General features: G+C 50.1%; 24 protein-coding genes. 8 read left to right on the top strand and 16 right to left on the bottom strand.

All coding sequences use genetic code 11. From position 1 onward, the window contains the following. Positions 1-3 precede the first annotated feature (3 nt). Positions 4-1431 carry a TolC family protein gene (locus B5D63_RS27865; protein WP_078672143.1) on the top strand — a complete coding sequence of 476 codons (1428 nt, stop codon included), beginning with the start codon at positions 4-6 and terminating at the stop codon, positions 1429-1431. Between the two features lie 62 nt (positions 1432-1493). Here B5D63_RS27865 and B5D63_RS27860 read toward each other — a convergent pair whose 3' ends face one another. The 9 genes from B5D63_RS27860 to B5D63_RS27820 all read right to left on the bottom strand — a co-directional run bounded on the left by B5D63_RS27860 (position 1494) and on the right by B5D63_RS27820 (position 10356). Continuing rightward, entirely contained in the window at positions 1494-3131 is a 1638-nt protein-coding gene (locus tag B5D63_RS27860; protein ID WP_078672142.1) for an FAD-dependent oxidoreductase, read from the bottom strand. Beyond that, on the bottom strand, positions 3106-4605 hold the full coding sequence (locus B5D63_RS27855; protein ID WP_235021639.1) for a polyamine aminopropyltransferase: 1500 nt from the start codon (positions 4603-4605) through the stop codon (positions 3106-3108). The genes B5D63_RS27860 and B5D63_RS27855 overlap by 26 nt, the downstream gene beginning before the upstream one ends. A 14-nt stretch (positions 4606-4619) precedes the next feature. Beyond that, the gene (locus B5D63_RS27850; protein WP_078672140.1) at positions 4620-4835 is read right to left on the bottom strand and encodes a DUF350 domain-containing protein; all 216 of its coding nucleotides are present in this window, start codon (positions 4833-4835) and stop codon (positions 4620-4622) included. Between the two features lie 9 nt (positions 4836-4844). Next, positions 4845-5051 carry a hypothetical protein gene (locus tag B5D63_RS27845; protein ID WP_078672139.1) on the bottom strand — a complete coding sequence of 69 codons (207 nt, stop codon included), beginning with the start codon at positions 5049-5051 and terminating at the stop codon, positions 4845-4847. A gap of 11 nt (positions 5052-5062) precedes the next feature. Further along, a complete protein-coding gene (locus B5D63_RS27840; RefSeq protein ID WP_078672138.1) occupies positions 5063-6331 on the bottom strand; it encodes a TFIIB-type zinc ribbon-containing protein in 1269 nt (422 codons plus the stop codon). 15 nt (positions 6332-6346) lie between these two features. Further along, a complete protein-coding gene (locus B5D63_RS27835) occupies positions 6347-6700 on the bottom strand; it encodes an S-adenosylmethionine decarboxylase family protein (protein ID WP_078672137.1) in 354 nt (117 codons plus the stop codon). Between the two features lie 163 nt (positions 6701-6863). Next, positions 6864-7928, bottom strand: a complete 1065-nt coding sequence (locus tag B5D63_RS27830; protein WP_078672136.1) for a ferritin-like domain-containing protein — start codon at positions 7926-7928, stop codon at positions 6864-6866. A 26-nt stretch (positions 7929-7954) separates the two neighbouring features. After that, positions 7955-9835 (bottom strand): GMC family oxidoreductase, encoded by a 1881-nt coding sequence (locus B5D63_RS27825; protein ID WP_078672135.1) that lies wholly within the window; start codon positions 9833-9835, stop codon positions 7955-7957. A 44-nt stretch (positions 9836-9879) separates the two neighbouring features. Then, a complete protein-coding gene (locus B5D63_RS27820) occupies positions 9880-10356 on the bottom strand; it encodes a hypothetical protein (protein WP_078672134.1) in 477 nt (158 codons plus the stop codon). Between the two features lie 662 nt (positions 10357-11018). On the opposite strand from B5D63_RS27820, the gene B5D63_RS27815 reads away from it, so the two are divergent. Continuing rightward, positions 11019-11852, top strand: coding sequence for a M57 family metalloprotease (locus tag B5D63_RS27815; RefSeq protein WP_078672133.1), 834 nt, complete (start codon positions 11019-11021; stop codon positions 11850-11852). 157 nt (positions 11853-12009) lie between these two features. On the opposite strand, the gene B5D63_RS27810 is transcribed toward B5D63_RS27815, so the two are convergent. Beyond that, on the bottom strand, positions 12010-12429 hold the full coding sequence (locus B5D63_RS27810; protein WP_078672132.1) for a hypothetical protein: 420 nt from the start codon (positions 12427-12429) through the stop codon (positions 12010-12012). A 187-nt stretch (positions 12430-12616) separates the two neighbouring features. On the opposite strand from B5D63_RS27810, the gene B5D63_RS27805 reads away from it, so the two are divergent. Genes B5D63_RS27805 through B5D63_RS27790 form a run of 4 tightly spaced genes read left to right on the top strand, consistent with a single transcriptional unit; the run spans position 12617 to position 16949 of the window. Beyond that, positions 12617-13624: a bestrophin family protein gene (locus B5D63_RS27805; RefSeq protein ID WP_078672131.1), complete on the top strand. Its 1008-nt coding sequence runs from the start codon at positions 12617-12619 to the stop codon at positions 13622-13624. A gap of 23 nt (positions 13625-13647) precedes the next feature. Next, positions 13648-15225 carry a Na+/H+ antiporter gene (locus B5D63_RS27800; protein ID WP_078672130.1) on the top strand — a complete coding sequence of 526 codons (1578 nt, stop codon included), beginning with the start codon at positions 13648-13650 and terminating at the stop codon, positions 15223-15225. Then, entirely contained in the window at positions 15225-16268 is a 1044-nt protein-coding gene (locus B5D63_RS27795) for an MBL fold metallo-hydrolase (RefSeq protein WP_078672129.1), read from the top strand. Before B5D63_RS27800 ends, B5D63_RS27795 begins: the two co-directional genes overlap by 1 nt. Positions 16269-16280: 12 nt before the next feature. After that, on the top strand, positions 16281-16949 hold the full coding sequence (locus tag B5D63_RS27790; protein WP_078672128.1) for an NAD-dependent epimerase/dehydratase family protein: 669 nt from the start codon (positions 16281-16283) through the stop codon (positions 16947-16949). Here B5D63_RS27790 and B5D63_RS27785 read toward each other — a convergent pair. After that, positions 16946-17710, bottom strand: coding sequence for a response regulator transcription factor (locus B5D63_RS27785; RefSeq protein WP_078672127.1), 765 nt, complete (start codon positions 17708-17710; stop codon positions 16946-16948). The two genes, B5D63_RS27790 and B5D63_RS27785, sit on opposite strands and share 4 nt — an antisense overlap. A gap of 89 nt (positions 17711-17799) precedes the next feature. On the opposite strand from B5D63_RS27785, the gene B5D63_RS27780 reads away from it, so the two are divergent. Both B5D63_RS27780 and B5D63_RS27775 read left to right on the top strand, forming a co-directional pair. Beyond that, on the top strand, positions 17800-18453 hold the full coding sequence (locus tag B5D63_RS27780) for a DUF1349 domain-containing protein (RefSeq protein WP_078672126.1): 654 nt from the start codon (positions 17800-17802) through the stop codon (positions 18451-18453). Between the two features lie 180 nt (positions 18454-18633). Beyond that, positions 18634-19407, top strand: coding sequence for a hypothetical protein (locus B5D63_RS27775; RefSeq protein WP_078672125.1), 774 nt, complete (start codon positions 18634-18636; stop codon positions 19405-19407). A gap of 133 nt (positions 19408-19540) precedes the next feature. On the opposite strand, the gene B5D63_RS27770 is transcribed toward B5D63_RS27775, so the two are convergent. The 5 genes from B5D63_RS27770 to B5D63_RS27750 all read right to left on the bottom strand — a co-directional run bounded on the left by B5D63_RS27770 (position 19541) and on the right by B5D63_RS27750 (position 23236). Beyond that, a complete protein-coding gene (locus B5D63_RS27770) occupies positions 19541-19918 on the bottom strand; it encodes a hypothetical protein (RefSeq protein WP_078672124.1) in 378 nt (125 codons plus the stop codon). A gap of 243 nt (positions 19919-20161) precedes the next feature. Beyond that, positions 20162-20617, bottom strand: a complete 456-nt coding sequence (locus B5D63_RS27765; protein WP_078672123.1) for a hypothetical protein — start codon at positions 20615-20617, stop codon at positions 20162-20164. A gap of 211 nt (positions 20618-20828) precedes the next feature. Continuing rightward, a complete protein-coding gene (gene tssD / locus B5D63_RS27760) occupies positions 20829-21215 on the bottom strand; it encodes a type VI secretion system tube protein TssD (protein WP_078672122.1) in 387 nt (128 codons plus the stop codon). 161 nt (positions 21216-21376) lie between these two features. After that, a complete protein-coding gene (gene tssO, locus B5D63_RS27755) occupies positions 21377-21901 on the bottom strand; it encodes a type VI secretion system TssO (RefSeq protein WP_078672121.1) in 525 nt (174 codons plus the stop codon). A gap of 159 nt (positions 21902-22060) precedes the next feature. Beyond that, positions 22061-23236, bottom strand: coding sequence for a hypothetical protein (locus B5D63_RS27750; protein ID WP_143313130.1), 1176 nt, complete (start codon positions 23234-23236; stop codon positions 22061-22063). Between the last annotated feature and the right edge of the window lie 9 nt (positions 23237-23245).

Here is a 23245-nt window from a genome sequence, read left to right as displayed (position 1 = left end):
ATCATGCCAGGAAAAAAATCATATATAGGAATCATCTGTCTTTCCCTCACCTATGCGGCCTGTAAAGTGCCGGAGCTGACGGGAAAGACAGCCAGCAAAGAAACACCCGCCAGTTACAATAACTCGCAGGACAGCGTCAACACGGCACAGATAAAGTGGAAGGAATATTTTACAGACCCGCATCTGGCCGCCCTGATCGACACAGCGCTGAAGAACAACCAGGAACTGAATATCACCTTACAGGAGATAGCCATCGCCCGCAACGAAGTGAGGGCTAAAAAAGGGGAATACCTGCCTTCTGTAGGACTGAGGGCCGGCGCAGGGCTGGACAAGGTAGGCCGCTATACCAATATCGGCGCACTGGAAGAAAATACGGAAATCAAACCGGGGAAAGAAATGCCCGACCCGCTGCCCGACTACCTGTTAGGGGTATACGCCAACTGGGAAGTAGATATCTGGCATAAACTGCACAACGCCAAAAAAGCAGCCGTAGCCCGCTACCTCTCTACCGTGGAAGGACGGAACTTCGTCATCACCAACCTCGTGGCGGAAGTAGCGAACTCCTACTATGAACTGCTGGCGCTGGACAACCAGCTGGAGATCGTGACAAAGAACATGGAGATACAGCAGAACGCCCTCGATATCGTAAAGCTGGAGAAAGAAGCTACCCGGGTAACGGAACTGGCCGTACGTAAATTTGAAGCGGAAGTACTGAAAACCCAAAGCCTGCAATACGACATCCGGCAGAAAATCACCGAAACGGAAAACAGGATCAACTTCCTGCTGGCAAGGTATCCGCAGCCTATCCCAAGAGATGGACAGCATTTCGATGAACTGGTACCTGCGGCTATCCATGCCGGGCTGCCCTCTCAACTGCTGGCCAACCGTCCTGATATCAAACAGGCAGAACTGGCGCTGGCAGCGGCACAGCTGGATATCAAAGTCGCCAAAGCACAGTTCTATCCATCACTGGGCATCTCTGCCGCTTTCGGGTACAACGCCTTCAATCCGGGGTACCTGCTGCGGACACCGGAATCCATGCTGTACTCCGTGGCCGGGGAACTGGTAGCTCCACTGGTCAACAGGAACGCGATAAAAGCCACTTACTACAGTGCCAATGCCAAACAGTTACAGGCGGTCTACAACTACGAGCGCACTATCTTAAACGCGTACGTGGAAGTAGCTAACCAGCTGGCAAAAATTAACAACCTGGAGAAAAGCTACGACCTGAAATCCAGGCAGGTAGCCGCACTCACACAGTCTATCAATATCTCCAACGACCTGTTCAAATCTGCACGGGCCGACTACATGGAGGTGCTGATGACACAACGCGATGCACTCGAGTCAAAATTTGAACTCATCGAAACCAAAAAACAACAGCTGAATGCGATGGTGAATATTTATCAGGCGCTCGGCGGCGGTTGGAACTAAGTATTTATCTGTACACCTATGACGCCCCGGGAAGCAACCTGCTTTCCGGGGCTTTTTATTGTTCAGCAACGCGCCAGCACAGCTTCCGCAGCCTTATTGCCATGATAAAAAGCTTCTTCAAAAATAGAAACCCCGCTGAGGTCAGCATGTGCGGTAAATATGTTCGGGCAGGAACTTTGAAGCGTTTCTTTCAGCGCATGGCCACTGATAAAACCCGGATAAGGCCTTATCATGCCATGTCCCCATACCTGTATGTCTATCTGGCGGATCAACCGGTGGATGCCTCTGTGCGCCACCTCCAGTTCATCCGTGATCAGTTTCACCCAGTGGGCATGGTCCAGAGCAAGCGCATATTGCCGGGAAGCAACCGGCTCCAGGTGGTCCAGTGGCAGATACCAGGTGATGACCCGCTTTTGGGGAGCCACTGCAGACAACGTCTGTTGCTGCGCATTGACATACCCCAGCGAACGTCCCTTATACACCACGTTATCCCAGCTAAGCGGATAACCACTGGACGATGGCACTTCATCCAGCGTAACATTGGCCACTAACCAGGGAGAATATACGAAACCGCTGGCAGGCGCCATGTCCGGCAGCAAACGATGCGCAACGAACCGGGGAATGGCCAGGATACAATGGTCTGCGATAATACGTTTGGTCCGGTGTTCTTTTACATCAAAATAATCCACGTGTACCTTGTCACCGACAGGTGTTACCCGGTACACCAGGCTGTTGGACAACAACGCGTCTTCACTGAACTGCAGCAGATGTTGGATCAGCCGCCCATTGCCTTGAGGCCAGGTCAGCACCTGCGACGATTCCGCGTTTGCCGCCCGGCCTTTACGGCCGGCAAAATAGTGAATGCCGGCCCAGGCGCTGACAACATCGGCAGCAGCGCCATAATCGTCCCGGCAACAATAGTCGATATACCAGGTCAACTCTTCGGAGACATACCCCCGCTGCTGCATCCAGGCTTTCATGGTGAGCTGATCGAGCGCGGTGAATTGCGGGTCCGTGGAGCTGAAGGCGACAGGGATATCGAAAGCAAACCGCTGATCAACGCCTTTCGCCCAGCGCAAATGCTCCATCTCGGCGAGAAAACGCCGGATTTCTGCGGCCGTAGCGCCGGAAATGCCCAGCTGTGGTACCAACCCTTCCTGCCACCGGTTGTGAATAAACAACCGCTCTTCCGGATCGAAACAAAGGTCCGTTTCATTATACACCGGCACCCCGGCAGGATCATAGCCGGTGAGGATACCTGCTTCTTCCAGTAATGCCAGCAGGGGTTTGTTATCCAGGTTGGGCAGCGGGAGATAATGCGCACCGAGCGGATAAGGGGAATAGTTGTTCTCTCCCCAGCCGGCATTGCCGCCCACCCGGGGTTCCAGTTCCAGTACTTTGAATGGAATATTGTGCTGCCGCAGTTTACGTGCAGCTGTGAGTCCGGCCACACCGCTGCCGGCAATCACTGTATTCGTATGGCCAACAACGACAGGTTCAGGGAAACCGCCCTCCCGCAAACGGTGTCCCACCGCGGCAGACGCACCGTTTATTTTACCCGTGATATGGGCGTACCTGTCTGTTTTACCGGCACACGCCAGGTACTGGCCGAGGGTCACCGTTCCCCCCGCGACCAGCGCCATATACCGCAGAAAATCTTTTCTGCTCAGTGGTTTACTCCTGGTATCTTCCCCATTCATCTTCAAAATATTGCACCAATACCTGGTTATTCAATTGATTGGGACGTACGTCCCTTTTATCCATATCCGCTGTAAACAGCCGCATCTGAGGGAATACGCCCGCAGCGAAATAACGCAGCCCTTCCGGCACATGGTCCTGTTGCTGATGCAGTGCGCCAGGCGAAGCCATCACATATCCCCACTCTCCGAAAGACGGCACATATGTATGATAGGGTATCGTCTGATAGCCGCAAGCCCGCAGGGTGGTGTCCACACACCAGAAAGCGCGGGGAGCCACATAAGGAGAGGTAGACTGTACCACCACCACGCTGTTTTCGTTCAGTGAACGCCGCAGATGGCGGTAAAAAGCGGTGGTATATAATTTCCCTACGGCATAGTTACCAGGATCGGGAAAATCGATGATCACCACATCGTAAGGATCTTTGTTCTCTTTGATCCACTGGAAAGCGTCTGCATTGACGACAGACAGTTTAGGCGACTGCAGGGAATGCGCATTGAGCTTCGTCAGCAACGTATTGCCTTTAAAAAGCCGCGTCATGGCGGGATCCAGGTCTACCAGCGTGATATGCTCCACATCGGGGTATTTCAACAGCTCCCGGGCGGCCATGCCATCGCCGCCGCCGAGGACCAGCACCCGCTCACGGTGGCCGCTGTACATCATCACCGGATGCACCAACGCTTCGTGGTAACGGTATTCGTCGGACGAACTGAACTGCAGGTTGCCATTCAGATACAACCGCAGGTCCGATTTCCCGCTGGTCAATACAATACGCTGATAAGACGACGTATGCGCAAAGATGACCGGATCACGGAAAGCCATGCCTTCCGCAAAACTCATAATAGCGTCCGCCTGGAAGAAGATACCCGCCAGACAAACGATCACCGCTACTGCCTTTATCTTTAAGTATGCCGCCCATTTGATCTCCTGCCGGAATTTTACCAGCACGATCAGCGCCACCAGCACATTGAGAATGCCAAAGAAGCAGGACGTGCGGATAAGGCCCAGGTGAGGCACCAGGAGCAAGGGAAACACAATCGACGCCAGCAACGCCCCGATATAATCGAAGGTAAACACCCTCGATACCAGGTCGCGGAACTCGTACCGGTTCTTCAGGATATTCATCAGCAACGGCAGTTCCAATCCTACCAGCGTACCTGTCAGTCCTACCAGCAGGTAAAGCACCAGCCGGAAAGACAACGCATGTTCGAACAACAGGAACAATGCCGCGGAACTGATGCCGCCCACAAAGCCTACCAGTATCTCCAGCTGAATAAACCAGCTTAACAATTCCTTCTTAAAAAAGCGCGATAACCACGCGCCTATCCCCATCGCAAACAGGTATACACCGATAATGGTGGAAAACTGCGTCACGGAATCCCCCAGCAGGTAACTCGCCAGCGTCCCGGCTACCAGCTCGTAGATCAGGCCGCAGGTAGCGATGACAAATACTGAAAAAAGTAATAATACCTCCACTCGCTCCTGATGATTTAACCGTGAATCGCTGAACTGATAATAAGCCCCATCGCAATGATAAAGGCCCCTACCACGATCGCCAGCGCAACATTTTTGTTCTGCACAATTTCTTTCCAGGTATTCTCCGGCGTGATCCGGTCTACCAGCCAGAAGGCCACGATCAAAATAATTACGCCCAGCAAAGAATACACAATAGAGGCGAGGATGTACTTAAACTGCAATACTTCCATAAAAGGATGTTATTTATGATGAAAACGATTAATACCGCCATGTGACCGGCTGTTGCGGCTTCCGCCGGGCTCCCATTTGTCGGTGCTGGTACAGTTGCAGATACGGTAACCGTAGTGGTTACTCAGCAGCAGCGCTGCCAGGAATAAGGTAAACACGCAGATCAGCAGCCTGTCTGTCTGCCACAGTCCTTTTATAGTATTGATAATAGCGTTCATTAGCGGCGATTTTAAAGATTACTGCCGGCCCATCGGCGGGCTTCAAATGACCGGTGGATGGCCCATACAATAACAGCGATGATCGTCATCAGCACAGACAACAACACGGCATTCCACCAGGAAGGCACGTCCCACCAGGCGGTAAGCCCGATGTTCACCGGCCGGCGGTCGTCGGCCTTGCTGAACGTGGTCACAAAATGATAGTTGCCTTCGGGAACGCTGCACACAAATTCTTTCTGCATCCGGGAGCCCTCGCTCCAGGACTCCCCCTCTGAAAAGCCGCTATAGAATTCAGCGCCCACCACAAAAGCCGTTTCTTTCCCGGTTTGTTCGTTGACGAGGTTAACTTCCACTTCGCACCAGCTGTTATCCACATCTGTTTCCAGCTGCACCTCCAGGTTGGAAGTCTTTCCCTCCAGTTTAAAGGACGGCGAGATAACCGGTTTACTGACATTGGCGGTATCCATATAGATCCTATCGTCGAATACCGGCAGCTTTTTGCTGTTGTAGGAATAGATCGTCTGAATAATCAGGGCGAGGATACAGAATGCCAGCGTGCCTTTCAGGAAACGCTGCGGGTCAAGGTTAAAACGCGCAGGCTGTGCAGGCGCCACGCCTACCGGCGCCGGCAGGAACCCACCCTTCAGGAATGTTTTGCTGATTTCTTCCTGCGGCATATAGGTGCCCAGGTAATAATCCTTTTGCTGCTGATAGTCGGCCTCTTTCTCTACCGCCAGCAATTGCGGCGGCCGGATAAACTCCTCGCAGTGCTTCGACTTGCTCAGATTGTCGAGCCAGTGAAACTCTCCCTCAGCATAGCGGTAGTTAGCTTTATAAGCACTGAAACGTTCAAAGAAAAGATCTTTCACCGTAAGACCGGTAGCGCCGCCTTTACTGGCCGGTTGCGGCAGCTCATTCGCCGGCAGGGGCTCCAGGAAATTCCAGTGGCCATCGTAGCTGGACAAGTAAGCGGGTTGATGATCATTGTCCCGCAGCAGGGTATATTCAAACCAGCTATAGGGCGTATTCACTTCGTACCGCTCTGCAACGGCGATCACCGTATAGGCGTGCCCTTTCAGCGTGCCGCGTTGCCATGTCTGTAATGTCGGCTTCCCTTTGGGTTTGTGCAATTTATAAGCCGTAAAAAGACCGCGCGGGCCGGCTTCAATCACGGCATGACACTTCCCGCACACGTACATCGCTGTCTTTTCAACGTCAAACAACTGATGGTGTCGCTGGCAGGTAGGACAATTAAAGGAAGAAGGGAACTGGTCGCTCATGAATGTATAAGGATTCTATCTTCTGATACAATGGGATTCCTGGCGCGTGGCCCCGAAAAAGAGCTGCAATGCCTCCATGATAGCCGTGGTGATAGCATCATTGTTTTTTCTGAAATTGGAGAGGAACACGTCACAGGTACACAAACCATACTCCGGCCACGTATGTACGGAGATGTGGGATTCTGTCAGGCAGTGGACCGCCGTATAGCCTCCGGTGGGGAAGTCATGTACCGTACTACCTACTTCCGTGAGTCCGTGGTGTTTGATCTGGGCATCGATAAATGCCCGCCAGTGGCTACTCTCCAATAACAAATCGGTCCTTTGGGTATACAATGTCGCTAACAGGTGTAATCCTGGTTGGTATTCCATATAGGTCTAAAAAAATTCCGGCCGGCAAAGTAATACTATAAATTGGAATATCCTTGCACAGGGAAAGGCCCTGACGCCTGCAAGATAAAAAAAGGGAACCTGTTACGGTTCCCTGCAACCGGTAAATCCGGCTGTGGTTATGGATGTTACGCTTACTGAACCATCATTTTACATACTCAAAACTGGGCCCCGCATATAAGCCGTTGCCCATGGGCACGTTCATCAGTCCCTGTGCGAGATATTTAAGCTCATACATCATCAGTACCGCTTCTTCCAGCTTTTCCCGCTCGCCGTTGGTGGTGCGGTGCAGCATCTTCAGCATATCACAATAGCGCTTGTTGAACTGGTACATCATATTCCACTCCTCGGTACCTTCCTTGAAATCTTTCATTTTGATGTTCTCTTTGAGATGATGCACCTGTGTCCAGTCTACCGGGAACTTCTCCCCGGTAGGGCCGCCTTTCGGCGTGTCAGTAGGCTTATAATACCGCCCTTCATGGATCTCATTGAAACGGAAGTAGTGGGCGTATTCCACCTCTTCCCCGAAAAGCTGATGATTGCTGTCTTCAATGGTATCGTCTATTCCTTCTCCCTGTCCTACGATTTCGGAGATGGCTTCTTCCGCGGTAGCGAGGTCGTACACCTCTATGAGTCCGCCTCCGCCGCCGTAAAACTGCTCGGGCCTGATCTGCCGGGAACGTTCCCCGGTGAAGATGTTCCCTTTGGCACTGAGTTTTTTTATGCCATCCACAATGGCTTCATAAAACTGCCCGATGGACGCGTAGTTGTTCGGCTGCGGCGGCGCACCTTTCCCGCTGGGCTTTTCTATTTTCAGGAATGTTTCAACGGCCTGCCTGGAGAACTTCTCCAGGTTGACCTCAAACGCCTTGTTGCTATGCGGCAGGCAGGTTGGATACTCCGGGATGAAGTCCGGAGATGATATGTCCGGTTTTCCGCCGATGGCATTCAGGATATTGCAGGCCAGTATCATATGCAGCATCTCTTCCATGACCACGCCTTTGATGACCCGGGAAGAGGCGTCGTTGGTGCGTTCACGTATAGAGTACAAAGCATACAAATAAGGCGGTATGGTGGAGTGTTCCAGTTCGATCGCCACCTGGAGATGCTCACGCAGTCCTTCTATCGTAGTGATACTGTCAAATTCTGAGGGTTTCCCGCTTCGCATTAACCGTTGACGGTTGTCGGAAATGAGTGGATTGGCTTCCATATGGATGGTGGATTTAAGATGAATGATTATTTGAGTGCCTTTAAAATGTTTTCCGCTGCCGCAAATGACAACGCCGCCAGCGTGAGCGTAGGGTTGGAGGTGCCCAGCGTGGCCATATTACCGGCGCCGACCAGGTACAGGTTCTGATGGTCCCAGGCCTGCTGCTGGCTGTTGACCACCGAATTCTGTTTGGTAGTGCCCATACAGTGCGTGCCTACTACGTGACCGGCGCCGCGGAACACATACCCCTGTTTATCGAAAGTAACATAGTCCGGTTCGTCAGAAGGGTAGTTGGTAAAATCCTGTACGCCCATGCCGGCAAATATCTGGTCAGACACGCTTTTGGCGGCTTTAAAGGATTTTAGTGAGTAGTCGGTCACTTTATAATCGATGACCGGGCGGTAGTTCCCGATATTGTCCCGGTAGTTGTTATCGATGGTAACGCGGTTAAACTTCTCGGGCAGTTGCTCACATTCGAAATGCAGCAACAGCTGCCGGGAGAGCGTATCGCCAATGTAAGTGCGCAGCTCTTTGCCGAACAGGTTGAGCGTAGACACGGCGTGGTCGAGGTCCGTGTCCGGTGAACCGGTGGGCCAGCCCCAGCCCCAGTTGTCGATCGGCGATATCCAGGCGGCATGGTCTTTTCTGAAATCGCCATCGCGGAAGGTGGGGATATTGGTGGTAGAACCCGGTCCTCTGAAGGGAAACACCTTGTCCCTCATAAGCCCCCAGGTGAGCAACACCGTATGGTCCATGAGATTGCATCCCACCTGTTGACTGGTTTTACAGGCGCCTGACGCCAGCAGTATCTTGGCATTTTCAATGGCGTTGGCAGCCAGCACATATATTTTCCCTTTAGCCGTACCGGGCGTATAGTCCTTGCTGTCGGCATGTGGATATTTTTTGTAGGATATGCCGGTGATATTACCATTGCTCGTGTCGATGTGGATCTCGGTGGCTACCGCCTGGCTGATCAGCGTCAGGTGTTGCTTTTTGGCGCTTTTCAGCGTTTTCAGCGCATTGTATTTTGCCTGTACGGGGCAGATAGGTACGCAGCTGGCGTTGCCCTCACAGCGTTGGCCGGAGTAAGGGTCCCAGATAGCGCCTACCGGCACGTACACATCGCTTTCTTTGGGGAAAGGCTGCAGTTCCAGCTTTTGTTTGGTGGCATTCCATGCGGTATTCGCATAACGGTATTTTTCGTTGGGCGTGGAATTTCTGCCTTGTGGCGTGCTGGTGCACCAGGGAGTGTATACGTCACCGTTGAGCGATACTTTGAGGCCTTCCATACCTTCGATAAAAGATTTATCGATGTAGCTCTGGGGAATTTTGTACATGGGAAACACGTAGTCTTTACCGAAGAAGTTATTGCCCATGTTGGGATACCGTTGTTCGCTCACATCGCAGGATACGCCTATTTCCCGTTCAGCCATTTCGTAATACGGTTTCAGGTATTCATAGTCAATGGGCCAGTCCACGGCCTGTCCGTATTTGCTGCGCATTTTAAAATCATTGGGCAGCATACGCAGGCAGGTGCCCAGCCAGTGCAGGGTGGTGCCGCCGGCGGCGCGGGCATAGTCGCTGGCAAAAGGCAATGGGCCATTCTGCACAAAATATCCGTTGGTGTCGGGCTTGCCGTTGATCTGTGTCATGTCCAGCACATTGGGCGACTCCGCGTCTTTCACATCGGGGTAGGGCGCGTTGGGTACTTTGGCCTGCGCCATAAAATAGGACTGCAGATAATCCTGGTAGTTCTTATAGGCGCCTTCTTCATCGAAGGCCATGCCTGCTTCCAGTCCGGCTTCCAGCAAAAGTACCTGTTTACCGGCCTGTGTCAGCATTTTAGCCACGATAGCGCCAGCGATACCGGAGCCTACAATGACTACATCATATTCTTTGTTTTCCATGGTTGAGGGGGGTTTAATGAGATGTATCCGTTTATACCTGTTCGTTATGACACCTTGGACGCGACGCTCCAGGAGCCGAAGCCCGGTTGTTCAGCACCTTGCGGATGGCTGCCCATGGCATTCCATATCAGTCCCTGCTGATAGGCTTCCGGCGTCACAAAATGGTTCTCATTTCCTTTGATGCCTTTACCGTACTTCGCTACCCAGGCAGATGGCAGCTGGAGCCAGGAGCCCCAATACCACAACTGGATAATGTTGCGGGTAATGGGCCCATATTGCAGGCTGGCCAGCAGCTGTTGCCGTATGGCGCGGTCCAGCGCCGGCTCTTTGCCACCGCTGTCCTTTAGGATGCTGGCCGTCAGGGCCAGGTATTCTTCCGTCATCGCAGCGCCGATGACACGTTGAACGGCGTCCAGGTATAGCTGCGCCATCCCGGTGGCTAACAGGGCGACCCTGTTGTAGCCGGTAAGCGGTACTGAGATGGCAAGAAATGCATCCAGCCCGGCGGTTGTTTTCTCCATAGAGTGCTATTTAGAGGGTTGAAATTTTCAGGCGGGCACGTAGTTTCACAGGCTACCGGGCATGACGGTCCCGATGGCTGCATATCATCAGCACATAACGTTAAAACAAGCATAATGCATGACTATGCATCCGTCCATTCATACGGGACAATCCTATGAAAACAGGCATGGCGCATTCGCCGGCCATGACAACAGCAAAAAGGGCTTCCTTCCTTACAGATCTTCTTAGACATTTGATAGTCGTGTATTTGAGGGATTCACCAGGAAATGCCAGAGAAATACCTGAGGCTTCATCTGACAACTGTTACGGCTATACTTATGGCTATTGAGTCTTGATTAATGGTGATGTATCCGGAATAGTTAGTCGGTTCTAAATATAGAATAATTTTTCAAAACAAAGAAATTGCACTGACATAACCTGTTGGAACACAGAAACACTCCGTTGTTTCCTGCTGTATACTTTCCGATGAGCAACAAGGACAGGACAAAAAAATAATTGCCTTGCGAATACAATGCAGTGACACTTTTTAACTTCATTTTAACGAGAGCCCTTATATACATATCTGTAGCTAAAAAATCGATAGCCCAAATTAATGATAGCAACCAAAATCTGTCAACCTGCTTCAGACTTGATGTAAACCCAAACCCTCAAAACCTGACAAATGAAAATCACTATTAAACAGGCCGCCGGCCTCACTTTGATGGTTGCCATTCTCTCCGGAGTGGTATACTCCTGTAAAAGAGATAACAACCAGGATCTTGTTCAGCAGGAACAAAAAACAGTTTCTGATGAAGCAAAGAAACAGATTGCCAGTCTCGGTTACAACACCGATAATATTCGGAATGTGGAAGGTGGTTATGTAGTGGAAGGTGATATCTTCCTGACACACGAATCACTGAATTACAAGCCCAATTCTCCTGTATTGCGCATTGCCAATGATGAGCAATATCGTACCAACTGTCTGATCACGCCGCTGCCGAAGACCATCACTGTTTCTATCAGTGGTCTCCCGTCCGGCTACACTACAGCAACTGATATTGCTATCGCCCGTTACAACGCGCTGGGCCTTCGGCTCAAATTTACCCGTGTAGCCAGTGGTGGCCAGATCAAAATCCAATATGCCAGCCTTGGCGCCGGCATCCTGGGTCAGTCAGCTGGCTTCCCTAACTGCTCTACCGGCAATCCTCCGAGCCCGATTAAACTGAATTCCGATGCAAACGCACTGGGTAGCAACCCTAACCAGAACTATCTGGCCACCGTTATTGCCCATGAAATCGGTCATACTATCGGCTTCAGACACACAGACTACTTCAACCGCGCTTACAGCTGCGGCTCCGGCGGCAACGAAGGTTCTGCCGGCGTGGGCGCAGTTCACATCCCGGGCACTCCCACCGGCGGAGATCCCAACAGCTGGATGCTCGCCTGTATCCCTAACGGTGTAAACCGTCCTTTCAATGCTAATGATATCATTGCATTGAGATACCTGTATCAATAACCACAACACCAGCAGGCATGATAGGGTAACTGTCATGTATACACGGCATTTAAATCAGTTACAATATATATGAAGGTTTCTCCGCGAAATCTAAGGGCCGGCGTATTGCCGGCCCTTAGTGTTAGAAAGTAAAGACATATCAGGCCATTCGCGCCGACTAATACCTTGAATAGGATTTTACCCATTCCAGGCTGTCGGGAAAAGAAAGATTGAACGGCTTAAAGCGGTCAGGGAAAATCAAAATCTTATTGTTATTAACCTTTCCCTTTTCATATACAAGGGGAAAAATCTTCCCAATAAGTGAAGACGCTTTTTCCGCATTTAAATCCGGATATCCGGTAGCTCCCTTATGGATTTTCCCTTCCAGGCGAAACTCATAAGACACTGTACCGCCGGTACCTCTGTAATCTGCCGAAAAGGACGATATAATAGCTGACGTAACAACATAATCATGCTTCAACTTGTTAAGACGAATAGCATAAATTGTACAAAGAGCGCCTAAAGCTAAGGCTACTATGTATGGTACACCTCTTATAATCTTTCTAATAATACTGTTTCTCTGAGCCCTTTTGTTCATGATCTGTCAGATGATTCAAGTCACTAAAGATAAACGGCGAATATCATACCCATGCAACAAAATCAGAAAATAAAATCCGCTGTCATTCGTCTACTAAAATAAACACCAGCAAAAACGATTAAAAGTATTAAATTTAAAATATGTAACCTTAACCCAGCCACTACATACTTTAAATTTTGTTCGAGTAATGCACACCGGAAGACGTTATACTCCGCTGGAGTTTTTTAAATGGTCCTCACGGGACACCCTCTGGCTGCTTTTAATCGCCGCGGTGCCCACTGCCTTGTACGCCGCAGGACTTCATTTCATCGCACTGCCCTGGCAGCCTATCGCCATCCTCGGCACTGCGCTGGCGTTTGTCGTAGGGTTTAAAAACAATGCCAGCTACGGCAGGATATGGGAAGCGCGACAGATATACGGCGCTATCATCAACGACAGCCGTACCTTTGCCTATACCCTCCGGGATGCATTAGGCGGCAAACAGTCCGAACTGGTAAAGCACCTGTTCAACCGCCACTATGCCTGGCTGACAGCCCTGCGGTTCCAGCTGAGGGAACCCCGCAGCTGGGAAAATATGCAGCGGCGCAGTAACAAGGAATTCCTTTCCGGCAGATACACCGTCCCCGAATGGGAAAGCAAAGTAGCCGAAGAACTGGCGAAATACCTGACTGCGGACGAACTGCAATACATTCTGGCGAAAAAAAACAAAGCCACCCAGCTGATGGCGCTGCAGTCCGAGACACTGGCTGCGCTTAGAAAGGAAGGTCGCATCAACGACTTCCAGTGGATGGAACTGCAGAACAGCATCATCCGCTTCACCGACGATCAGGGAAAAGCAGAACGCATCAAAAACTTTCCCTACCCAAGAAACTTCGCTTCCGTCACCAGTTACCTGCTTTTTATTTTTATTGTTTTATTACCTTTCGGCCTGTTAAAAGAATACAGCAAAATGGGAGATGGAACCTTCCTGGAAGGATATACGATCTGGCTGAACATCGTTTTCTCCGCCGTAGTGGCATGGGCGTTTCATATTCTGGACACCATCGGCGAAAGCGCCGTCAACCCCTTTGAAGGAAGCGCCAACGACATTCCCATCACCCAGATCAGCCGGACCATAGAAATTGATATGCGGGATATGCTGGACGAAAACCTTCTGCCGGAATCCATCGCCCCCCGAAACAATATTGTGCTCTAACAATCGTCATCATAAAAGTAAATATGCTCGAACACTTCCCATTTTATCTGGCCATTATTGTCCTGATCGTATTATTAATCATGCTGGGCAACCGTATCAAGGTTGCCTACCCGGTATTGCTGGTGCTTGCCGGGCTGGCCATCAGCTTCATTCCCGGCATCCCTGTTCTCAAAATAGATCCCGAACTCATTTTTATCATCTTCCTTCCTCCACTCTTGTATGAAGCCGCCTGGGCCAACTCCTGGAAAGAGCTCTGGCACTGGCGGAGAATCATCGGCAGCTTCGCCTTTGTCGTGGTTTTTCTCACGGCGATCTCTGTAGCGCTGGTGTCCAACGCTTTCATTCCCGGCTTTTCGATCGCGCTGGGCTTCCTGCTGGGCGGCATCGTTTCGCCGCCGGATGCCGTGAGCGCCAGCGCCATCCTCAAGTTCGTAAAAGTACCCAAAAGGATGTCTTCCATCCTGGAAGGCGAAAGCCTGCTCAACGACGCCTCTTCCCTCATCATCATGCGGTTCGCCATGGTGGCCGTGGGAACCGGTCAGTTTATACTGCATGAAGCCGCCCTCACTTTTGTATGGATGGTGGCCGGTGGCGTAGTCATCGGGCTGCTCATCGGGCTGGTTTTCCTCAAAGCACATAAATGGCTTCCTACGGATGTCAACATGGACATCATCCTCACCCTGGTCACCCCTTATGCAATGTACATCGGGGCGGAAGCCGTCCATGCCTCCGGCGTGCTCGCCGTCGTGAGCGGCGGCCTTTTCCTCTCCTATCACCGGCACCGCTTTTTAAGCGGCTCCTCCCGCCTCAGAGGAGAGAATGTATGGCAAAGCCTCGTCTTCGTGCTGAACGGACTGGTGTTCATCCTTATTGGCCTGGACCTTCCGGAGATCACCAGCGCTTTAAAAGCAGAAGGCATCAGCTTCTATCAGGCCACGGGATACGGGCTACTGGTGACCGCCACGCTCATCGTAGGCAGAATGCTGGCAGGCTACGGCGCCGTCATCTTCACCAAAGTAGCCAGCCACTTCATCACGGTAGCCGATAAAAACCCCGGTAACAAAGCCCCGCTGATCATGGGGTGGACCGGCATGCGCGGTGTAGTGTCTCTCGCCGCCGCACTGTCTATCCCGGTGGCATTCGATAACGGCGTTCTCTTCCCGCAACGTAATCTCATACTATATATCACCTTCATCGTGATCCTCGTTACACTGGTACTGCAGGGATTGACCCTGCCGCTCCTGATCAGGAAAGTAAATCTCCCGGATTTTAACGATCACCTGCCGGAAGAGGAAACCGAAACCATGATCCGGGAAGAACTGGCTAAAACATCGCTGACCTACCTGGAACAACATCACCCGGCAGATATGGAACAGAACTTCCATCTCCGCAAGCTGGTCACCGTTTGGCAAAAACAGCTCGAGTCCGACGACAACGCTGTTGTCCCGGAAAACATCAGATCGATCTACAAAAATATCCTGGAACAACAACGGACCTTCCTGCTAAAAAAGAATAAAACAGAACAACGGATAGACGAAGAAATCATCAGAAAATTCCTCCACCACATCGATCTGGAGGAAGAAAAATTAAACATGAGGTAATGAAGAAAAAATATGGCCTGGCGCCTGATACAACACGGACAACTTTTTTCAATACACTATCCAACTATAAAAACGGACAGTTCCAAAACCAGGTCCTTACACCTGCATTGGTAGAAGGACAAAATATGCTGAAAGTACTCTGGCATTTTTTTGGCAAACATACCGATACCACGCCAACAGCTCCGATCCCCTTTGTCAGCACAGACATCAAACACCTGTCGCCGGAAGAAAATGTGCTGATCTGGTTTGGGCACAGCTCCTATTTCATACAGCTAGATGGCCGGAAGCTGCTGATAGACCCCGTCTTCAGCGGCAACGCTTCGCCGGTAAGAGGCTCCGTAAAAGCCTTCCCCGGCTCCAATCACTACCAGGCAACAGACCTGCCGGACATCGATCTGCTGCTGATTTCGCACGACCACTGGGACCACCTGGATTATGAAACGATACAACAGCTGCAACCCAAAGTGAGCAAAGTGGTGTGCGGCCTGGGGGTAGCGCAGCATTTTGAATACTGGGGCTGGGATAAAAACAAACTGACAGAAAAAAACTGGTATGAAAACTTCAGTCCTATGGAAGGCATTCACATCACACTCACGCCGGCAAGGCATTTCTCCGGCAGGCTTTTTAACCGCAACATCTCCCTGTGGACCTCCTATGTGCTGCAAACGCCCACCAAAAAACTTTTCCTTGGCGGCGACAGCGGCTACGGCCCCCAATTCAAGGACATCGGTGAACGCTTCGGCCCCTTCGACCTCGCCATCCTGGAATGCGGACAATATAATGAGCGATGGCCATATATCCACTCCCTTCCCGACGAGGTGGTGAAAGAAGCCGGAGAACTGAAAGCTGCGAACTTTATGCCGGTACATCATTCCAAATTTAAACTGGCGCAGCATCCGTGGTATGAGCCGCTGCACCAGGTGACCCTGCTGGCGGAAGCCGCCCACATACCCGTCACCACCCCTAAAATCGGGGAAAAAGTAGATCTAGACCATCTCGGGAAAGTCTGGGAAAAATGGTGGGAGCCTTTATCATACAAATAACAGCGGTCTTCAATGAAACTGAAAGTAATCATCACCGGCGCCACCGGCATGGTGGGAGAAGGTATCCTGCAGGAATGCATCGCCAATCCCAAAGTGGAGAAAATCCTGCTGATCAACCGCAAGCCTACAGGCGTGGTACATCCTAAGGTGACAGAAATCCTCCACAGCAATTTCAACGATATCTCCCCTGTGCTGGAGCAGCTGAAAGGGTATGACGCCTGCTATTTCTGTCTGGGCGTTTCTTCTGTAGGCATGAAAGAACCAGCCTACTACGCGGTCACCTATACGCTGACACTGAACTTCGCCGGCGCCCTGGCCGCCGTAAACCCGGGCATGACGTTCGTGTATGTTTCCGGAGCGGGTACTGACAGTACTGAGAAAGGAAGAAGCATGTGGGCACGGGTAAAAGGGAAGACGGAAAACGATCTGACAAAGCTCCCGTTTAAAGCGGTTTACAACTTCCGGCCGGCATTCATGAAAGCCAGCAAAGGGGCGAAAAATATTCCGTCTCTCTACAAAGTATTCAGCGTACTGTATTTCCTCAGGGCTGTTTTTCCCAACTATTTCCTTACGCTGCAAGAGGTAGGTAAGGCCATGATCAACATCACGATCAACGGCTATCCGCAGCACACCATAGCCGTAAAAGACATCGCGCTATTGGCCAGGGAACAGGCGGATTAAGAGATCAGCTTCAGCGACTCCGCCATCCTGCAGGCCTCCATGGAATTGGCCACATGCAGTTTCTCGAGGATATTCTGCCGGTGGCGGTGTACGGTGTTAACGCTGATCGAGAGTTGTGCGGCGATGTCTTTGCTCTTTTTCCCTTTTTTGATCAGCATCAGTACATCTTTCTCCCTGGCGGTCAGGATATCATCTACCTGGTACTCATCGTCCCCTATCACATCCCCGGTGCGGGTGTTAACGATCGAACCGCAGTAAGCCGCCGCCTTGCCTGCCTCAAACGACAGGTTATAAAGACACAGTGCCAGCCAGATACTGCCGTCTTCCGTACTCTGCACATAAAACATGCGGTGCTGTACAGGAATGTAAACGCCCTGCCTGTCCTGCATACGGAGATAACTCACCAGTTGATAGTCGGCCCTTTCTGCTACAGGTAAGCTTTTTAACAGGTGGAAAAAACGCAGCTCCAGCGCATATTTTTCGATCAGGTCTTCCTCCTTTATCTTCCGGAGAATGTCCTCTTCCCAGATGGACCCGATTTCTTTCACGCCTGGCGGTCCGTCAATACCCAGCGCGGTAGCCGCCCCCCCGGTATAGATATAACTTTTATTGGCTTTCAGATCACTTAAAACACTGATGGAATTTTCCATCTGTGCATACACCTGTGCTATCATCTGCGACCGGGAAAGTTTTACCGATGCATGGTTATCATCAAATGTCTGCAGCAGCAGGTAATCATTCAGTGTATCGAGGATGTTCATGATAAGCAAATATGGTTATTTTTAACCATTGTCTGTTCATTTACAGGGATTTACCTTTGCGAAGGTATTTATTTTATATGGTTAATTATATGAAGAAACTTATACTGAGTGTGGGAATGATGTCGGTACTGCACACGCTTTCCGCCCAGTCACTCGAGAAAATGCAGTGGTTCAATGAGCCGGCCAAATGGGAAATAAAACAAAACACCCTGTCCATGTTTGTTACCCCCCAAACGGATTACTGGCGTATATCGCACTATGGTTTTACGGTAGATGACGCCCCCTTTTATTATGCGACCTATGGAGGGGAGTTTGAAGCGAAAGTGAAGCTCACCGGAGATTACAAGGCGCGTTTTGACCAGATGGGCCTCATGATCAGGATTGATCAGGAACATTATATTAAAACCGGCGTGGAGTTTTTCGACGGAAAGTTTAACGTCAGCACGGTGGTCACCAACCAAACCAGCGACTGGAGCGTACTGCCGCTCGAAAAAACGCCGCCGTTTATCTGGATCAAGGCTGTCAGGAGACTGGATGCCGTGGAGATCTATTACTCTTATGACGATAAGACCTACGTCATGACACGCAACGCACCGCTGAAAGACAACCACCCCGTGATGATCGGCCTCATGGCCGCATCACCCGATGGAAAAGGCTTCCTGGCGAAATTCGAAAATTTCTCCGTTACGCATCTGCCGGACCAGCGGAGGCTTAACTGGCTTCAAAAAAATACAGAGAAATAACAAGTGAGCAAAGGCTTCAGGTATTAGTGTTACTACCCGAAGCCTTCTTTTTTTTACTGACATCCGATCGCATCTTATCCTGTTTTAGATTTAATCCCCGCACGTGGTCAACTTTCATGCGTCTGGCCTAATTTCGCAGAAGGAAACATCATCACCAATGATCGCCAACACAAGGAAACCATGAGAAAATATGCAGTAATGGCAGCACTGGCCCTCACAGTTGCCTGCAAAAAAGATGACAAAACAGTCGAGCCGCCTGTCCAACCGGAATTGGTAGAAGTCACCTATCAGCTTGAAGCCTTCACGGATGCACCTTTCGAGAGCATCAATTATGCTGCGGGAAAAGGTGGCATGACAGACGAAAAAGGCCAGGAAGTAAAAGGATGGGAACTTGATGCAGGGAAAGGCACGTATATCAGGAAAACACTTATCAAAAGAGGCAAGGCTATTGTGTTTGGCGCCAGCAACCCCACATCTGCGGATTTCACCCTGAGTATTTCCACTAAATATGAAACGGCCAGGATCCAGGCGAAGGACTATCCTGGCGCGGGCCAGCCGGGGCATTATGCGGAGATCATCCTTGATAACGGCAGCGATGTGCAGGAAGAGAAACCTGTAGTCACCGAAATGGTGGCTGTTACTTATGAGGTACGGTCATTTACGGATGCGCCTTTCCGTTACGTGCAATACAACGAAATGCAAGAGAACAAACCCGGAACCCGCGGTACAGCATTCAGGAACTGGGTCATCAGTGGAAAAGGTACCTTTACCAAAACCGTTTATATTGAACGAGGCTTTGGTGCGTTCCTCTCTGCCAAAAACCTGACATCCGGCGATTTTGTGCTAAGTATCAAAACCAAATATGAAAGCGTCTCTGACATCGGAAGGGATTACCATATACCCGGCTGGCCGGGTTACAAGGCCGACATCAGCCTTCATAACAGGGAAGACTAATGTGACGACCGGAGAACTTACCCGAAAAGAAAAAGCAGCCCGCGATACCTGGTATGCCCCCAGGAAGTTTGTCTAAACTTTTGGGTGCACCTCAAACTACGCCGACTGCTTTTTTTGACTATTATGCGGAAACCTATCTCGTACAATCAGCTCCCCATATCTTGTTATCCCTGGTAAAACCAATTACCAGCTTGTCTTTGGTGATGGTGATAACGCCTGTTCCGGAGGAGCCTATATTTACCATCGTGTTATCATCTTTTTTCTCAAATTCAACACCGGTAAGATCCGGGATGCCATCAGAAAATCTGAAATCATAACGGGTACCCACCTTGGTAACAAAAACACTTCCATTGTCTTTAGTGGTGTTTGTAGTACCATCCTTGTAACTGATCTTTCCTTTGAAGGTTCCGGCAAACACGTCTACATCAGCGGGGTCAGTATCTTTGCTACAGGCGGCAAACAGGAACGCGACCATCATTAGTGCGCCAACAATTTTCAGCATTGACTTCATAACATCTGTTTTGGTTAACCAGCATTTTGCAATTGATATACCAAGTACTTCAACAAACGCATAAACAGCTGATTTCAACATAGTTACACCTCAAAAAAGAAACTACCCTCTCCTGCGGACACCGGGTTGCCTGCTCCCCAAAGTGGGTATACAAATCCTATAATCGTTACCGTGAATGAGCCGCAGCAGCCGATTACAGACAAATACAATTCATTAAACATTACAACGCCGATCAATATCTTTTTATGTAGTTGTGGTTATGTCCGTCATCGACAGCGGAGCAAGGTCCGGCGCCACAAATCTTTTTCTGGCGGCAACAGAGAAAAGTAACGCATGGCTGTAAAATTGCAACGGAAAATTTTTATTTGTATAACGTGAACGTATAAACGTACTACAGTATTTTTCCATAGATGTTGATTCCTGCGCCTGTAAAAAAGCGTCCGCCATCCATATCCAGAAACAGGTGATCGTTTCGTGGTAGCCGCTCTCGTCTGTATTGGGTGTTCCAACCGCTTCGTTGTAGCGGGTTATGCACAGCCTTGCCATTTCAAGCGCCATTGCTTTACCATAACGCAAATTATAGACAACCGCTACGATGAGATGTGCTTCGTGTGTCCACGCTGCCTTGGGCAGCGTGCAGGATTCAAACTGATACAGTAACCCGGAAATTTCTGCGGCTGTTAATGAAACGTAAGTCATGCAGAAAGATACATAATTATCATGCTTTTTTTCTGCGTTTTATGAATCGTGGCGCCACTGGCGGCCTGGAAGCCGCAGTATTAATGCAGTAGCCATTCATTAAGACAACGTCCTATACCATCATCAAGATAACATGAAGTATCCTCCTGAAAATATAAAGGGGCTTTCTTTCGAAAGCCCCTCCTGCTAAATCAATAATGTCTGGAGTTTATTACACCCATTCATTAACATGTTTACCGCTACCCATGCTCATTTCACGGGCCGAAATGGTGAATGTGATGACCATCGGGTTTTTGTTTTCGTAGTCGAAAGACTCTTCAAACCTAACCAGATAGCCTTCTTTGAATTCCAACGTTTTCAGTTTGGAATCGGTGTCTCTCTTGTAGAATGTAACGGTACCGTCTTTTCTTTCGAAATTGTTTACCATCCACTCGAAGAGCTCGGTTTTACCAGTAGACTCTACGGTCATTCTGATGCGTCCGCCGCGAGTGATCGCTGAAGGGCGGCCTGTTGCATCTGTTTCCTGGCTGAGGTCGTAGGAGACATGCTGAACATTGTAGTTCTCTCCATTTACTGTAAAGACTGCTTTGAAGGACATGTTGGGTTAAATTTTTAAGGTTACAATAAAGAAAATACCTATTAAAAAGGAAAAAGTATGAGCCTCAAATATAACCCAATTTTTTGTTTCAGTCAACAATCCTAACTAGTTTTTTCGTACGTTAACAATTTTTTTCTATCACGACAATATATCCGGAATCGTTAGTGAGCACGGCTGTTAAGCAGCATCATCTGGCGACAGTTGTCCAGGTCTCTGCTTTTGCTTTCGAGTTTGCTGGTCAGGTCCAGCACCTGTTCTTTCAGCCCAGCGATGTTCTGCTGCGCATTCTGCAGCTCTCGCAGCTGCTGTTTGGTTTGCTGCAATGACAGGCATGCCTGCACGATATTATCATACAACGCATAATGTGTTACCACATCCTTTGGAATGGAATTCCGCATTTCCGCCAATGAACCCGCGATGACCTGGTCCATGTAATTCGCGTTCTGGTTAGGGAGATTAATAGAGTCGAGGTTATGTTTCACCTTGTCCAGCTTTTGCAGGAACTCCGCCTGAAACGCCTGTTCCTGGCGGAAAGCGGTCAACTCCTTGCGCAGAGAGGCGTTCTCTCTTGAGGGCACCTGGTAGTTAAAGAAAATGGCCAATACGAACAATGCCACGGTGACCACAAAAAATAACAGGAACCATAGGAAGGAAGCTGTTCTCTCCTGCTTGTTTAATACTTGCATACGAATCTGAGCTTTAAGCTGTTATTGGTTTAGATAAATTTAATATCGCAGATAGTTGCCGGCTCCGGCTTTGACACAGCTTCGGGCGAAAACCCATCAACTACCCTGTTATGGAAAAAGCGCCAAAAGCTGTCTGCCAAAAGCCTGCAACTAATATTATCAATCGGTAAAGAACCAACGTTTGGTTTTATGTTTACGCAGGTATTCCGAATCCTCTGCGGATTCTTCCTTCACAAAAATATTGCTGTCCTGTTTGCGGCCGATGTAATCCAGTCTGCTGAGGCTTTCGAAGAGCTTATTTACTGCACGCACAAACGGGATCATGGGCTGCAGGCACTCCCGCACGTCCAGATGTTTATACCGGATATTGGCGCAATTCACCATCAGGTTTTCCAGTTCGCCCTGTCGCAATTCACACCATTCGGAAAGATAGTTAAGCAATTCTTCTTTACCGGCGCCGGCACGCTGGTCAATAGCGTTTTTCATGGTACGGGCCAGTCCTGCGATCACTTCCAGCATCTGTGCCGGCGGCTGGTTGAGCGCCAGCCAGCGGAACTGTGTGATACGCGTACCCAGGAATTGTACCATTTTCTCCGTGATGTACAATACGACCAGCGCCAGATCATTATTCTGGTTGCGGCCATAGATCTTCTGCACGATATGTACACCATATAGTTCCATCTGTCCGAGGAACTGGTCCAGTTCGTGATACAGGTCCACCAGGGCCGGATGCGCAACGGCGATGCTGCACGGCGGAATATAATCATCATCCATCTGCGGCCGTCCGTCCGTTACGGTAATCTTGGCCAGTACTGCCTGATAGCTGCCTAATTGTCCCTGTGGCAACTGGGATGCCGGCAACACGTAGAGGCTGTATTCCGGCGTGGCGTATGGCAGCCGCGGCGGATCTTCCTCCAGCAACGGCTCTCCGCTCGGTTGACGGTTGAACGGATTTACCTGTATTAATACATAATAAGTGCTTTCCGTATGTTCCGGGTCCCAGGCGTAAGTGGCTTCCGGGAAGGTGGTGGCATAACGCAGCGAATGCACGGTATGCTCCGGTATCTCTATGCGGGCGCCGCCGGGAGTAACCGCCCTGCATTCTGTCAGCTTTATACGCCACTGGTGCTGATTGTCGGTCACAAACCAGCAACGCAGCGATTCTTTATGTTCCGCTTTGGGAGGTAACAAACCATAGTTCAGGGCGTTCACGCCGCAGGCCAGGGCATCTCTGATCTGGTCCAGCAGGGCATTTTCCGTATCGATAAAATGTTGCTTCTTTATCTTCATCCCATCGACCCAGTTGACGGGAAAGTGTTTTAATGGCTCTGCCATAATAATACG

Source organism: Chitinophaga eiseniae, from assembly GCF_900167135.1.
Lineage (GTDB): Bacteria > Bacteroidota > Bacteroidia > Chitinophagales > Chitinophagaceae > Chitinophaga > Chitinophaga eiseniae.
The sequence above is the reverse complement of the archived record's forward strand: the minus strand, read 5'-3'. Positions and strand labels throughout refer to the sequence as shown.